Origin of the sequence: Marinobacter daqiaonensis (assembly GCF_900115285.1) — a bacterium.
Taxonomy (GTDB): Bacteria; Pseudomonadota; Gammaproteobacteria; order Pseudomonadales; family Oleiphilaceae; genus Marinobacter; species Marinobacter daqiaonensis.
The window spans coordinates 364,292-379,437 of record NZ_FOYW01000002.1; the positions used below are offsets into that span (position 1 = coordinate 364,292).

A 15,146-nucleotide genomic window follows, 5' to 3' on the forward strand; every position below is an offset into this window, starting at 1 on the left:
AATTCGAAGGGTTATTTTGTCCATGTCGCTGTTAGCCAGTGCCTCCGCCAGCCGGTCCCTCGGTCGTAGTCTTAGCTTGCTGATAATGATTTTGCTGGTGCTTGCCGCTGTGATCTGGGGTGGGCGCTGGCTCCACTACCGGTTGACCCATGTTCACGTCATTGATGCCCGTATCAAGGCCGACATGATTTCCGTGGCGGCCCGCGTGCCTGGCCGCATCGAGGCCATAACTTCTGAGGAGGGCGCAAGGCCGGTACCCGGGCAGGTGTTGTTGAGCCTCGACGCTTCCCGCAAGGAGCAGGATCTGGGCGTACTGCAGGCCGCTGAGCAGAAGCTGCAAAAAGATGTGGTCCGCAAGGAGGCCGAGCTGGCCATGGCCAGGGCACTGGATGAAAGCCGGGAGACCATCGCAAGACGGGCTCTGGCCACCGCCGAGGCGGATGTGGAGCAGCGCCGCCTGGCCCTTGAGAAGGCGAGGTCTGACCTTCAGCGCCTGCAGGGAATGGCCAGGGACAACATGGTCTCGGCCCAGCAATTGGCGGATGTCCAGTACCGGGTGGACAACGCCCTGAATGGGCTGCGCCGGACCAGGGCGGAGCTTGCGACTGCGGAAGCGGCAATCGTGGAAGCCAGAGCCCGCTCCCTGAATCAGCAGGTGCTGGAGGCCGAGCTGGAATCCATGCAGGCCGAACTGACCGGTATCCGGGCCAGCCAGCGGCGGATCGAACTGGATATCGAGGATCACGAGGTGAGCAGCCCGGTCCACGGTGTGGTGGCGAAGATTTTTGTCGAGACAGGGGAAGTAGTCCAGGCCGGGCAGAACCTGATGCTGGTCTATCGCCCGGACCGGGTCTGGGTTGAAGCCAACATCAAGGAGACCTCGTTGGGGCGGGTGGCTGCAGGGCAGCCCGTGGAGATCCGTGTCGATGCCTATCCGGGCGAGACTTTCGAGGGCAGGGTGGAGCGGGTCGGTGTGGCCGCCACCAGCGAGTTTTCCCTGTTGCCAAGCCCCAACCCGAGCGGAAACTTCACCAAGACAACCCAGCGGGTTCCGGTAAGGATCCTGTTCGATGCGCCGGACGGCCGCCTGCATCCCGGCCTGATGGTCGAGGCCGGTATCGATGTCCGGTAGCGAGGCGCTGCAGGCCCGTTACGGTTCCTCCTATAAGTGGCTGGGGACCTGCACGGTCATGCTTGGCACTCTGTCCATGACCCTGGCCACCACCATTGTCAATGTCGCCATTCCCGACATCATGGGTAATTTCGGAATCGCCCAGACCAAGGCCCAATGGCTTTCCACCGGTTTTCTGGCCGCCATGGCGGCCTTCATGCTGGTGAGCGCGTGGGCGCTGCAGAGATTTGGCATGAAGGCCGCCTACATCGGCTGTCTGGGCCTGTTCATGCTCGCGTCCGTCATCGGGGGCATGAGTCCCCACGAAGATCTTGTGATCCTGTCCCGGGTCGCCCAGGGTGCCATGGCAGGCGTCATTCAGCCCCTGGCCATGACCATGATTTTCCAGGTTTTTCCTGAGCGTCAGCGGGGTCTCGGCATGGGTATCTACGGTCTCGGTGTGATTCTCGGTCCCGCCATCGGGCCGGCGGTCGGCGGCGTTCTGGTGGACTGGCTGAGCTGGAGGGCGGTGTTCTTCATGCCCCTGCCGACCTGCCTGCTGGCGATTGGGTTCGCCATATTTTTTGCTCCGGGGAAAGACAGCGAGAGGGCTCCCGAGCGATTTGACTGGCCGGGGTTCGCCTTTCTCTGTCTGTTCCTGATCAGTCTGCTCTGGAGTCTCTCCAATGGCCAGCGTCTTGGCTGGCATTCTGTGGCCGTGGTGTTGATGGGTGTGTTCTCTCTCGCCATGGGAGCGGCGTTTATTGTGCGGGAACTGAAGGCCCGGGCACCTCTGCTGAATCTGAAGATGTTCCGGGTGCCCGGGTTCGCGGGGGGGTGTGCCATTGCCTTCTGCTTCGGCGCGGGACTCTTTGGCTCCACTTACCTGATCCCGCTGTTCGTCCAGCAGATCCAGGGGCTGACCGCCACCGCCGCCGGTCTCATGCTGATGCCCGCAGGCCTGGCCATGGCGCTCGTGTTTCCATTGGCGGGCCATATGGCGGACCGTTTTCCGGCACCTCAGGTAATTGCCCTTGGCACCCTGATGCTGGCGGGTTCGAACTACCTGCTCGGGCAAATGGATGCCCATACGCTGCCCTGGATCATCGTGTTCTGGGTGGTTCTGGGTCGGCTGGGTCTGGGGTTCGGCATGCCGGCCATAGGGACCGGCTCCCTGAGGGCGCTGGACATCAGCCAGGTCAGCCAGGGCTCCGGTGCCGCCAATTTCTCCCGTCAGCTCGGCGGAGCCATCGGGGTGAATCTGCTTTCGGTGATTCTCGAGTGGCGGACGGTGGAGCACGCCCGGGTTCTGACGGACACCCAGACGGCAGCCAATGTCGTCACCTCGGAATGGCTGAGCCGTTTCCAGGAGCTGGCGATGCCCCTGGGTGTCACCGCGGACCAGCTCAGGCCCGCGGCGCTCGCCTACCTTCAGCAGGCAATCCAGTTCCAGGCCTACATCAGGGGCTTCCAGGACAGTTTCCTCATCCTGGCCGGTGTGTTTCTGGTTACCCTCGTTCCGATCTGGGTCATGCACCGGTACACCCGCCGCCACGCCGGTGGGAAGTATCAGCCAGCAGAAGCATCTTGAGGTCTGTTACCGGCGCTGTTGTTTTAGGGGATGTCCGGCATCGGTTCAGCCGGCAGGGTGAGATGACCGGGTGTCGCTACACCAGGTTGAAACGCATGCCACCGACGTGAACCTGTTCATCGGCTATTTCAATGCCGAGTGCCGCTGCGCTGGCATACAGCCGGCTCCTGTCGCGGATCTTCAGGTCGGCTGCCACCAGCCCGCTGTTGATTGCCTCCGCGGCGCGGCTGAACCTCAGGGTAGCATTGGCCAGAACAAGGCAAGGCAACCCGTCCTGGTTCTCCAAGGGTAAGCCTGTCACATCGGCCCAATGGGCGGCCAGGGCCTGAGGCTCCGGTCCTGATAACTCCAGGGCGGTGATGGCGGTGGTTACCTCCGCGCAGACGGACTCGCGCCATCGCAGGCCGCCGGCGGGTTCCCAGTTGCCCTCCGGATCGGCCTGACTGTCCCAGTCCACTTCCAGGAACGACGCCTTCATGTCGGCGGGGTGCAACTGCATGATGTTCCAGCTCTGGTGATCGGCCTCATAGGCGAGGCGCACACCTCTGGCCCGGGCCCGGTGCCGCACCCTGGCCTGGTCCTCACGGGCGGACACCTGGCAGATCACCATGTAGCCGCCGCCACTGCCCCGGCGTTCCATGAAGCGCCCCGCTGCGGTTCCTTCGCGGATGGGGGCGACCACTTCCAGAAACTGGCTGCCCACAGCCAGAATTGCGTTTTCCAGTCCGAAGGCGGCGACCTCGGGGTCACGGTGGCACACCGGAATGGAAAACAGCTCACTCAGGGCCTCCACAGTGGGGTTGAGTTCAGGGGCGACGAGGCAGATCTGGCGCAGGTACATATGGGGTCCTTTTCCTGTCGGGTGGTTCCAGGGGAAACCGAACGCTTTCTATCCTAACCGAATCCCGCCCACGTGGGTGAGCAGCAATCCGGCGACCGGACAATGGCCCGGATCGTCCACCTGTCGCTGTGTCATGGCCGGGCTAGCTCAGAGAGCTTTCGGTAATGGTATAGTGCCCGTGCCAAGTGCCCGTGGTCCGGACCTGAACCGGGATGCCATCACGATCAAGATCGCGAGAGAGGTAAATCGCTTGCCAAGATTCCTGCACACCGCCGACTGGCAGATGGGACGGTCGTTCAGCCGTTTCGAGGCCGAAGACTCCGCCGCCCTGACCGAAGCCCGCTTTGAGGTTATCGAGCGCCTGGCGCGGCTGGCTCTTGAGGAAAACTGCGACGCCATCCTGGTCGCCGGGGACGTATTCGATGCCCAGACGGTGTCCGATCGAACCATCCGTCGGGTTTTCAATGCCACCAGGGCCTTTGCCGGGCCGTGGGTAATGTTGCCGGGCAACCATGACGCCGCCCTGGCGGAGAGTGTATGGAGCCGGGCCCGGCGCCTCAATGCCGTGCCAGACAATGTTCACCTGGCCCTTGAACCGGGGCTGACCGTATTGTCAGATCAGGGCCTGGCGATACTTTCGGCGCCCCTGACCCAGCGTCATACCTACCGTGACCTGACCGAACCATTCGATGCCCTGGAAACGCCACCGGATCTGCTGCGAATTGGTCTGGCCCATGGCAGCGTTGAGGGCGTCCTGCCGGAGGAGGTGGACGCCACCAATCCCATTGCCCCGGATCGGGCGGAGCGCGCAAACCTTGATTACCTGGCCCTCGGCGACTGGCACGGTACCAAACAGATCAACCCCCGGACCTGGTACAGCGGGACCCCCGAGCCGGAGCGTTTCCGTAACAATGACGCCGGTTACGGGCTTATCGTTGATATCGAGGGACCCGGCGGCCTGCCGGCCGTGACCCTGCACGAGACTGCCCGTTACCGCTGGTATCAGTGGCGGGAAACCCTGGCAGTGCCATCGGACCTGGACGGACTGCTGGAGCGCATTGAGGGCCTGCGGGAGTCGTCGGTTCTCGACATCCGCCTGGAGGGCAGCATCACTCTGGCGGACGATCAACGTCTCACGGAGGCACTCTCCGTCGCGGAGGCCCGGTTCCGGTGCATTGCCTGTGACCGGACTCGCCTTCAGTTGACACCCACCGAGGACGACATAGCCAGTATTCAGGCGGACGGCTACCTGGGGGAGGTGATTGAAGAGTTGCGGGCACGGCAGGAAGGCGACAGGGCCGAGACGGCCAGGGACGCTCTGGCGCTCCTCGCGGAGCTGCTAAGAAACAGAAGTGAGGTGGCCCGATGAAACTCCAGCAGCTGCGCCTGGAACAGATCCGCCAGTTTCGCGATCCCCTGTTGCTGGGTGACCTGCAACCGGGCATCAATCTGATCCATGGTCCCAATGAGTCCGGCAAGAGCACCCTGGTACGCGCCATAAGAGCGGCTTTTTTCGAACGTCATCGTTCAAAATCCGTGGAGGATCTACGGCCCTGGGGTGACTCTGCCGCGGTGCCCACGGTTGAACTGGCCTTTGAACACAACCAGCGTAGCTGGCGGCTCACCAAGAGCTTTCTGCAACGAAAGCGTTGTGATCTTGTGGTCGACGGCACGTCCTACAGCGGGGACGAGGCGGAGGAAAAGCTGGCGGCCCTGCTGGGCTACCAGCTACCGCAGAAAGGCGCCAGCAAGGAGCAGCACTGGGGCGTCCCGGGGCTGCTCTGGGTGGAGCAGGGTACAGGACAGGATATCGAGAGAGCCGTCGAGCACGCCGGCGACCATCTCAAGTCCGCCCTCAACAACCTTGTGGGCGAAGTGGCCAGCAGCGGTGGCGACGAGGTAATCCAGGAAATTGAACAACAGCGGGGGGAGCTGCTGACCGGAACCGGCAAGCCCCGGGGTGAGTATCTGCAGCTGGAAAAGGACCAACAGCAGCTGCAGGAAGAGATTGCCGTGCTGGATGATCGCATCCGACAGTACCAGGAGCAGGTGGACCGGCTGGGCCGCCTGACAGACGAGTATGAGAAGGCCCGCAGGGAGAGGCCCTGGGACCAGGCGCTTCGTAATCTGGAGCGGGCGCGGGAGAGATACCGCCAGGTGGAGGTGCTTCAACAGCAACAGGCCCGGGACAAGGAGGCGCTGCAATATGTCCAGCAGAGCCTCGCCCTGCTGCGTCAGAACCAGGAGCAGTTGCAGAGCCAGAACCGGAAACTGCAGCAGCGGGAAGCCGATCTGCAGAAGGCCCGACAGCAGTTGGCCCGGGAGGAGGCGAGGGCAGAGCCCCTGCAAACCGCGGTGGAACAGGCCCGGGCTGTTTATGACGCTGCCGGCAAGGCCTTGGAGCGGGCTCGCCAGCAGGAAGCCCGCCAGCGGCTGGTGCAGGATATTGCCCGTCTTCAGGCCCAGCACCAGAGCCTTTCCCTGAGCCTGGAAAAGGCCGGCGAATTCCAGCGAAAGCTCGACGAGGCGAGAAAGCAGAAGCAGCAGAACCGAATCGATGGGGGAACGGTACAGCAGCTCCGGAAAACCCGGCGGGAACTGGATGAGGAAACCATCCGCTCCCGCGCCATCGCCACCCGCCTGAGCTGGGAGCTGGATCCGGGCAAAAGCCTGCGGCTCAATGGCCAGCAGATCAGCGAGCAGGGGGAGGAGCGACTGCTGGAAGACAGTACCCTGTCCATTCCCGGATTTGGCAGCCTGGGCATAACCCCCGGTGGTGAAGACCTGGCCCGCGCCCGTCGTAGCCTCCAGAGACTGGAGCAGAGGCTTTCCGATGAGCTGGCGGCGCTTGGGGTTGCGTCCCTGGAGGAGGCGGAGCAGCGTCTTGTCCGCTTCCAGGAAGCCGATCGCCAGCTGAACCACCTGGAGGACCTGCTCAAGTCGGTGGCGCCCAATGGCATTGATCGCCTGACGTCGGAGTACGACGACACCGGCATTGAACTGGAAAAGCGCAGGGTGGAGCAGGCCGGGTTGCCTTCAACGCCCGGTCCTGAGGCTGAAACAGCACCGGGTAAAACGGAGGCGGAAAGCACCGTCCGTCACGCCGAGGCGGCACTCACCAACGCCGAGGATGCCCGTACCCGCCATGAAAAATCCGTTCTGACGGCCCGGCAGGATTGCGATAACGCCAGGCGGGAGTGGCAGCAACTGAAGGACGAGCTGGAAGGCACTGAGCGACAGCAGCAATTGCAACAGCTCGCTGGTGAGCTGGCCGCCGCCGAGCAGCGTAAGGCGGGTCTCGAAGGTACGCTCCAGGAACGTGACCATGAGATCCAGCGGACCCGGCCCGACCTGATCAGGCTGGACATTGAACGCTATCAGCGAGCGGCGGAAACCCAGCAACAGGCCCAGCAGAACCGGGAGCGGGAGCTGCGGGATATCCGGGTTCGACTGGAGGCCTGGGGCGCAGAGGGCCTGGAAGAGCAGCGTAACGACAAGGCCGCCGAGCTGGAACATCACCACCGCCGGTACCAGGAGCTCCATCGCCGCGCCCGGGCCCTGGACCTGCTGCTGAATCTGCTGACGGAGAAGCGCCAGGCTCTCACCCGTCGCCTGCAGGCACCGCTGCAGAAGCATCTCGACCACTACCTGTCAGTGTTGTTCCCCGATGCCACCCTGGAGGTGGACGAGAACCTGATGCCCGGCAGGTTCACCCGGGGGAACGAGCTCGGCCAGATGTCCGAGCTGAGTTTTGGCGCCCGGGAACAGATGGGACTGATCAGTCGCCTCGCCTATGCTGACCTGTTACTGGAAGCGGGCCGTCCGACTCTCATCATCCTTGATGACACCCTGGTGCACAGTGATATGGGCCGGTTGGAGGGCATGAAACGGATCCTGTTCGACGCTGCCCGGCGGCACCAGATACTGCTTTTCACCTGTCACCCGGAACACTGGCAGGATCTCGGTGTGGAACCGAGGGATCTGGAGGCTCTAAAGGGTCAGACGGTTTCTGGCTGAGCTCTGGCAGGCATGAGGCTGCAGTCACCAGGTCGATCAGTACGGTTGGCGGCGGTCGATCTCCCGTAAGAATGCACTACACTTTGTACGGGATTTCTTTAAACCGTCGGAAAACCGGAGGAAAGTGTGACTGCAAACAAGGACCCGGAAACTGTCAGCATTACCATCCAGTGTCTTAAATGTGGTGAAACATTTCCCGCACCCATTCTGGTGAGCCCCAAAAGCAAAGTGGATTCCTCTGCGCTGGCTAAAAATATGGTCCAGTGCAAGCATTGCGGCGAGATGACTCGTTGCGATAAAGAGAATGTCGTTGCGAGATTCGAAGACGGCACGTCCATTGGCAACGATGAGATCTAGGCGGATCTGTCGATCCTCAGAACTGGTCGCAAACGGAGCCTGATGTCCGGACCCGCGCGGGGAGCTACGTAGTTTCCAGAGGTCGCCTGTTTTCCCGTTGACTGTCCCGAAGGCTCCCCACAAACTGGATCAGCTACCGTAGAGACCGAGCCATGATCCAGACCCTGCGTCGCCTGATTGGTTATAAATCCATACCCCAATGGGTGACGGTGTTCCTTTCGGTGGCCTTTGCCGGAGTGTTGGTCACCACAAGCTTTGCCTCCGCAGTTGTGTCACCCGGCACTGGCTTTGTGGCGAATTCGGATTCTCGGTCCGGCGTCAGTCACTACGAGTCCTTCCGCAGCATAATACCGAACGAAGCAAGGGGCCCCCGCAGCGCTGACGACCCTGATCCCGACATCGACAATGGTGTCGCTCATTCCCGGTCTTATGCCGCTTGCAGTCTGTCCCTCGTCACTGCCACAAATCGCCCGGTGCGGGCAGTGGTGCATTCAGCCTATCTGCGACCCGCCCTGCGGGCACCACCCCTGGTGTAACCCAGCCGACTCGCCGTCCTCCTTACCAGGGAGGATGGTGGCAACTGCTCGTTTCTGATTCGTCGAGGGTTACCCATGAAATCACTACGCACCCGGGCCATGGTCTATGGCCTGATCATCCTGCTCGGCCTGCTGAGCGCGTTACCGAATCTTCTGCCGGCGACGATAGCCGACAGACTGCCGCCCTGGTATATGGACACGACGCTGTCGCTCGGCCTTGATCTCCAGGGAGGCTCCCACATTTTGCTTGAAGCGGACACCCGGGAATTGATCCGAAACGAACACAAGGCAATGGCTGAAACACTGACCCGTAGCCTGCGCGATGCCGGGATTCACTATTCCCGCCCTCTGCTCACAGAGGAGGAGGTGCAGGTGCCTGTACGGAAGCCGGCGGAATTGGTGGAAGCCGCTGAGATTGCCCGTGAACTGGCCAGGGAAACCCCGGACGGAGTTCCTCACTTCGAGGTCAGTAAGGTCGGTGGCGAGCTCGTGCTGACCCTAACGGACACGAGACGGGACGCTCTGATCAGCGATGCCGTGGAGCGCAGTCTTGAGGTGGTCCGTCGCCGCCTGGATGAGACCGGTCTGGTTGACCCCGGCATTACCCGCCAGGGCCGTGATGGCATTCTGGTCCAGATGCCAGGCGTGGCCGATCCCCGGGAAATCCGCGAACTCCTCGGTACCACCGCGAAAATGACGTTCCACTGGGCCGCCCGTAGCAGCGCGGACGCCATGGAGGCGACCATATTCCTACCCGATGCCCACTCGGGGGAAGAGTTCAGGCTTGAGCGTCGGGTCGCTATGGAGGGTAAGCATATCCGGGACGCCCGGATGGGATTTAACCCAGACTCGGGCGAGCCCGTGGTCAATTTCAAACTGGATAAGGACGGCGCGGCCCTGTTTGGCGCCATGACCCGGGAGAATATCGGTCGCCCACTGGCCGTTGTTCTGGATGACAGGGTGATTACCGCACCGGTGATTCGCAGTGTGATCGCTGGCGGCAATGGCGAGATCAGCGGCTCATTCACCACGACCGAGGCCGGCAACCTGGCATTACTCTTAAGGGCTGGCGCACTTCCGGCGCCACTGCATGTGATGGAAGAGCGCACTGTCGGCCCGGATCTTGGCAGTGATGCCATCGCCATGGGACTTACCACCGGTCTGGTGGGTGCTGTCATGGTGATCGCATTCATGCTGGCCATCTATGGCCGCTGGGGCCTGATCGCCTGCCTCGGCCTGGGAGTGAATGTGGGTCTGCTTTTCGGCATCCTCAGCATCCTTGGAGCAACCCTGACACTGCCGGGCATTGCCGGCATTATCCTCACCATTGGCATGGCCGTGGACGCCAACATCCTGATCAATGAACGTATCCGGGAAGAGTGCCGTCGTGGCAAACCCGCCTGGATGGCATTGCGGGAGGGTTTCGGTAAGGCCTATACCACCATCCTTGATTCCAACGTGACCACGCTGATCGCCGTCAGCCTGCTGTTCCTGTTCGGCAGTGGGCCGGTGCGAGGCTTTGCCGTCACCATCGGTGTCGGCCTGATTACATCCATGTTTACAGCCATTGCGGTGACCCGTCTGATCATGGAATGGCAGATTCGCGGTCGGGAACGGGAACCACTTGTTATCGGCGGCCTTGCTTTCCTGGACAGAATTGGCGGAGGTCGCCTTGATTTCCTGAGGGGCCGGTTTGTCGGCCTGGCCGCCTCGGCCATTCTTTCCCTGGCGGCGATCCTGTTGTTTATCCAGCCCGGCCTGAAATACGGCGTTGATTTCACGGGTGGCACCCTGGTGGAGGTTCAGGCGGACAAGCTGACGGTCGAGGCGCTCAGAGCAACGCTCCACGAACATGACATGGGGGACGCCTCCATCCAGGAATCCGGTGACACCGGCCGCTTCCTGGTGCGTCTGCCGGCGGAAGCCGGCGAGCCGGGCGCGACCGCGGCCCAGGTGGATGCCCTGAAGTCCGCCGTGAACAGTGCCCAGGCTGATGCCCGTTTCCCCCAGGTGGACATGGTGGGTCCCAAGGTGAGCGGCGGCTTTGCCGATGCCACCATCCTGGCCATTCTTCTGGCGGGTCTGGGCATGCTGGCCTATCTCTGGTTGCGCTTTGAGTCTCACTTCGCTCTGGCGGCGACGCTAACCATCGCCCTGGACCTGACCAAGACCATCGGTTTCTTCGCCCTGACCGGAGTGGAGTTCAACCTGACGGCGGTAGCGGCCCTTCTGGCCCTCATCGGCTACTCGATGAATGACAAGGTGGTCGTATTTGACCGGATTCGGGAAAACCTGCGCCTGACCCCAGACAAGCCCATTCTCCAGGTGATGAATGAGAGCATTTCATCGACACTGACCCGTACCGTGTTTACCTCCGTCACCACTTTTCTTGCGCTGCTCCCCATGGGTATAGCCGGCGGCGCCGCAGTCGCGAGTTTTGCCCTGCCCATGCTGTTTGGCATCGTCGTCGGCACCAGTTCGTCGGTATTCATCGCGGCGCCGATTCTGCACTGGCTGGGTCATCGACGGACACAGAAAGGGCTGCCCCAGCTGCGTCCAACGGCTGAAGAGATGCGAAAGGAGCTGGAGATGATGCCCTGAGGGAATTGCCCAAAAACAACAAGGCCCGGGGTCTTTCGACGCCGGGCCTTGTTGTTGATCCAATTGGTCGGGACGGCAGGATTTGAACCTGCGACCCTCTGCACCCCATGCAGATGCGCTACCAGGCTGCGCTACGCCCCGATTCGCTTCCGATGTGCCTTTACCAGAAGCTGGGCTTCCGGGCACTCGGTGCCAGGTTGGTTTCCCTCACTGGCTTAGCGGGAGCGAAGTCTACACGAGCCGTCGGTAAAAATAAACACTCTTTGTGAGGATTGTTTGCTTCTCGGAAGTGGCGGATTCCGAACCGCTTTTTTCAGGTGGCAGTGGCCTTTCCCCGGATTTTCAGAGCGACCGTCCGAGGGCTGGGCGTGGGGGGCAGGAGGCTGTCAGCGGCTCATCAGATCAACGGGCTGCCCAGATCGGGCGTTGGTCCTGTAACATGTTGTGCCCTACCGTTTCTAAGTTCCTGGTAAAAGCCCGTTCAGGAGGAAGTACTGTGAAGATCTCGCGATGGTCCCTGCCACTTCGTTACAGCGCCTACGGAGTCAGTATTGTCGGGTTGGTGGCCGCGCTTCCACTGGCCATTCTGTGGCCGCCGGTCTGGGTTCTTGTGGTGCTCTTCGGCGCCCTGACGGTTCTGGGCACCTGGGACCTGGTGCAGCGGAAACGCACGGTCAGCCGGATTTACCCCATTCTTGCCCACTTCCGTTATTTTCTGGAGTCCATCGGTCCGGAGATCCGCCAGTACTTCATCCAGTCGGACCTTGAGGCGCTCCCTTTTTCCAGGGAACAGCGATCGGTGGTGTATCAGCGGGCCAAGGATGTTCTGGACAAGCGTCCCTTCGGTTCGCTGCTGGACATGTCCTCGGAGGGGTACGAGTGGATGTACCATTCCATTCGACCGGTGGACATCGAAGACAGTGATTTCCGGATAACCATCGGTGCCTCCCGTGCAAAGCCCTACAGTGCCAGCGTCTTCAATATCTCGGCCATGAGTTTCGGGTCATTGTCCGCCAATGCCATCCTGTCGCTGAATACCGGAGCCCGAATGGGGGGCTTCTACCATGACACCGGGGAGGGCTCGATATCCCGCTATCACCGCGAGCCCGGGGGGGACCTGGTGTGGGAGATTGGCTCCGGCTATTTCGGTTGCCGCAATGATGATGGCACCTTCAACGAGAAAAGGTTTGCAGCCAACGCCACCATCGATCAGGTCAAAATGATCGAGCTGAAGCTCTCCCAGGGCGCCAAGCCGGGCCATGGCGGCATCCTCCCGGCCGCCAAGGTAACCCCGGAGATTGCCGAGGCCCGTGGCGTCCGGGTCGGCGAGGACGTTGTATCTCCCGCCAGCCACTCCGCCTTCAGCACGCCCATTGAACTGCTGGAATTCATTGATCACCTGCGGGAGCTTTCCGGTGGTAAGCCGGTGGGCATCAAGCTGGCCATCGGCCACCCCTGGGAATGGTTTGCCATCGTCAAGGCGATGGTGAAGACGGGGCGCCACCCTGATTTCGTTGTGGTGGATGGCGGAGAGGGAGGTACGGGTGCCGCGCCTCTGGAGTTCATCAATCGCCTGGGCATGCCGCTGAATGAGGCTCTGCTGCTGGTGCACAATTCCCTGGTAGGTGTGAACCTGCGGGAAAAAATCGCCATCGGCGCCGCCGGAAAACTCACCTCCGCCTTCACCATGGCCCAGACCCTGGCCCTGGGTGCCGACTGGTGTAACGCGGCTCGTGGATACATGTTCGCTCTGGGCTGTATCCAGTCCATGAGTTGCCATACCGGTCGCTGTCCCAGCGGTGTTGCCACCCAGGACCCGCTACGCTCGAAAAAGCTGGACGTGGCCGACAAGAGTCAACGGGTAGCCAACTTCCACCGCAACACCCTCAAGGCCCTGGCAAACCTGCTGGGGGCGGCAGGTCTCCGCCACCCCTCGGAGCTGGGGCCGGAACATGTTATCCGGCGTGTCAGCCGGACTACGGTGCATTCTTACAGAGATCTCTATCATTTCCTGGAACCCGGGTCCCTGCTTTCCGGCGAGCCCGTGGAGCACTCGGTCTTCGACAAGTTCTGGCCTGAGGCCAGAACCGACTCCTTCGATCCGCCGGAGTTTCTGGTTAGGCTCAGGCAGACAAAGATCTATTGAACAGGAATCAAATAACGGGAGTTCCAGGGGGCGGACTGCTGCCTGAATGAGCGGGTTTATGGCCGGAAGCTGCTTGATCCTGGCCAGAATGGGCTATGCTTAAGGTTTGATGACCGAGCTGTAATCTGATTTGGGCTCGGACGGGTATGTATGGCTGAGTTTTTGCTAACGTTTTGATTCTTAGTGATCAAAACAATAGACTTACCGCGCTGTCATCTTGCATCGGCAGTCCGGGCGACCGGATCTGCGATCAAATGCCTTAAACCATAATCACTCGGGAGACTCCACAGTGGGCGAGGTTGTCAAAGACGAGTACCAGACCGACTACGTGGCGGGCCAGGATAACGTTAATCCGCTAGGGCTCGACCTACACGCACCCGTGTCCCTCATTACCGCTATTGTTGTGGTTCTGTTCGTGGTGGGAACACTGATGTTCCCGGCGGGGGCAAAAGAACTGCTGGACGGCGCCAAATGGGCCATTATTGCCAAGTTTGACTGGTTTTTTCTGCTCAGTGCGAACATTTTCGTACTGTTTTCCCTGGCGCTGATTTTTCTGCCGGTCGGCAAGATCCGGCTGGGTGGACAGGACGCGACACCTGAATTCTCACGGGCGTCCTGGTTTTCGATGCTTTTCGCCGCCGGCATGGGCATCGGTCTGATGTTCTGGGCAGTGGCCGAGCCGGTTGCCTACTACACAGGATGGTATGAGACTCCTCTGGGCGCAGAGGCCTTCAGCGAGGAGGGCGCCAGGATGGCCATGGGGGCCACGATGTACCACTGGGGCCTGCATCCCTGGGCGATCTACGCCGTCGTTGCTCTCTCCCTGGCATTTTTCGCCTATAACAAGGGACTGCCCCTGACCATCCGGTCCGCCTTCTTCCCCCTGCTCAAGGACCGGGTCTGGGGCTGGCCCGGCCACATCATTGATATCCTGGCAGCGGTGGCGACCATCTTTGGTCTGGCCACCTCCCTGGGCTTTGGTGCCCAGCAGGCCGCCTCAGGCCTGGACTTCCTGTTTGGCATTTCAGGCGGGCTCAATGTCCAGATGGCCATTATCACCGGCGTTACCTTCGCAGCTTTGATTTCGGTTGTGCGCGGGCTTGATGGCGGGGTCAAGATCCTCAGTAATATCAACATGGTCCTGGCTGCACTGCTGCTGTTTTTCATTATTTTTGCCGGTCCCACCATGGCGATCATCCAGAACCTCTGGGTGACCTCATCCACCTATGTTACAAAGATGATTCCCCTGAGCAATCCATTTGGCCGGGAAGATGAAGCCTGGTTCCATGGTTGGACCGTGTTCTACTGGGCGTGGTGGATTTCCTGGTCGCCGTTCGTCGGCATGTTCATCGCGCGGGTGTCCAAAGGGCGCACGGTGCGTGAATTTGTAACCGCTGTACTGCTGATTCCTACCGTAATCACGGTGGTCTGGATGAGCTCCTTTGGCGGCGCTGCCCTTGAGCAGATCCAGGCGGGCGTTGGTACTCTGGCCGCAAATGGCCTGACCGATGTATCACTGGCCATGTTCGAAATGCTGCAGAACATCTCGTTCGTTGGCCTCACCTCTGCTGTTGGCGTGCTCCTGGTGCTGGTTTTCTTCGTGACCTCCTCTGACTCGGGATCACTGGTGGTGGATAGCATTACCGCCGGTGGTAAGACGGACTCACCAACGGCCCAGCGCGTGTTCTGGGTGGTTATGGAAGGCGCCATCGCTGCGGCTTTGATCTTTGGCGGGGGCGATGATGCCCTCGGGGCCCTGCAGGCGACGGCCATCAGTGCGGGCCTGCCGTTCACGGCGATTCTTCTGGTGATGTGCTGGGGCCTGATGAAGGGCCTCAATCATGAGCGCCAGTTGCTGATTGCCGAGGGCAAGCTCTGATATCAGACATTGCCTGAAGTAAAAAAACCGGAGCCTGTGAGGGCTCCGGTTTTTTTATGGAGAGTCG

The 15,146-nt window shown here is 61.2% G+C and carries 10 protein-coding genes and 1 tRNA gene; 9 read left to right on the plus strand and 2 right to left on the minus strand.

What is annotated here, in order from left to right:
• Positions 1–22 precede the first annotated feature (22 nt).
• Together BM346_RS14440 and BM346_RS14445 are read left to right on the plus strand one after the other, a co-directional pair.
• Entirely contained in the window at positions 23–1,132 is a 1,110-nt protein-coding gene (locus BM346_RS14440; protein ID WP_092014613.1) for an HlyD family secretion protein, read from the plus strand.
• A complete protein-coding gene (locus BM346_RS14445) occupies positions 1,122–2,702 on the plus strand; it encodes a DHA2 family efflux MFS transporter permease subunit (protein ID WP_092014616.1) in 1,581 nt (526 codons plus the stop codon). The genes BM346_RS14440 and BM346_RS14445 overlap by 11 nt, the downstream gene beginning before the upstream one ends.
• Before the next feature lie 76 nt (positions 2,703–2,778).
• On the opposite strand, the gene BM346_RS14450 is transcribed toward BM346_RS14445, so the two are convergent.
• On the minus strand, positions 2,779–3,543 hold the full coding sequence (locus BM346_RS14450) for a VOC family protein (RefSeq protein WP_092014620.1): 765 nt from the start codon (positions 3,541–3,543) through the stop codon (positions 2,779–2,781).
• A gap of 250 nt (positions 3,544–3,793) precedes the next feature.
• Between BM346_RS14450 and BM346_RS14455 the strand changes: the two genes are divergently transcribed.
• From BM346_RS14455 to secD, 5 genes are all read left to right on the plus strand, one after another.
• Positions 3,794–4,912: a metallophosphoesterase family protein gene (locus BM346_RS14455; RefSeq protein WP_092015063.1), complete on the plus strand. Its 1,119-nt coding sequence runs from the start codon at positions 3,794–3,796 to the stop codon at positions 4,910–4,912.
• Positions 4,909–7,560: an AAA family ATPase gene (locus BM346_RS14460; protein WP_092014623.1), complete on the plus strand. Its 2,652-nt coding sequence runs from the start codon at positions 4,909–4,911 to the stop codon at positions 7,558–7,560. Before BM346_RS14455 ends, BM346_RS14460 begins: the two co-directional genes overlap by 4 nt.
• A 126-nt stretch (positions 7,561–7,686) precedes the next feature.
• Positions 7,687–7,917 carry a hypothetical protein gene (locus BM346_RS14465; protein WP_092014626.1) on the plus strand — a complete coding sequence of 77 codons (231 nt, stop codon included), beginning with the start codon at positions 7,687–7,689 and terminating at the stop codon, positions 7,915–7,917.
• A 152-nt stretch (positions 7,918–8,069) separates the two neighbouring features.
• Complete coding sequence (locus tag BM346_RS14470) at positions 8,070–8,453, plus strand: hypothetical protein (protein WP_092014629.1); 384 nt, start codon at positions 8,070–8,072, stop codon at positions 8,451–8,453.
• A 75-nt stretch (positions 8,454–8,528) separates the two neighbouring features.
• On the plus strand, positions 8,529–11,054 hold the full coding sequence (secD, locus tag BM346_RS14475) for a protein translocase subunit SecD (protein ID WP_092014632.1): 2,526 nt from the start codon (positions 8,529–8,531) through the stop codon (positions 11,052–11,054).
• Between the two features lie 64 nt (positions 11,055–11,118).
• Here the strand turns inward: secD and BM346_RS14480 are convergent.
• Positions 11,119–11,195, minus strand: a tRNA-Pro gene (locus BM346_RS14480).
• Positions 11,196–11,550: 355 nt separating this feature from the next.
• Here BM346_RS14480 and BM346_RS14485 point away from each other — a divergent pair.
• On the plus strand, positions 11,551–13,200 hold the full coding sequence (locus BM346_RS14485) for an FMN-binding glutamate synthase family protein (protein ID WP_406812906.1): 1,650 nt from the start codon (positions 11,551–11,553) through the stop codon (positions 13,198–13,200).
• 289 nt (positions 13,201–13,489) lie between these two features.
• Entirely contained in the window at positions 13,490–15,079 is a 1,590-nt protein-coding gene (locus BM346_RS14490) for a BCCT family transporter (protein ID WP_092014638.1), read from the plus strand.
• The last annotated feature ends 67 nt before the right edge of the window (positions 15,080–15,146 follow it).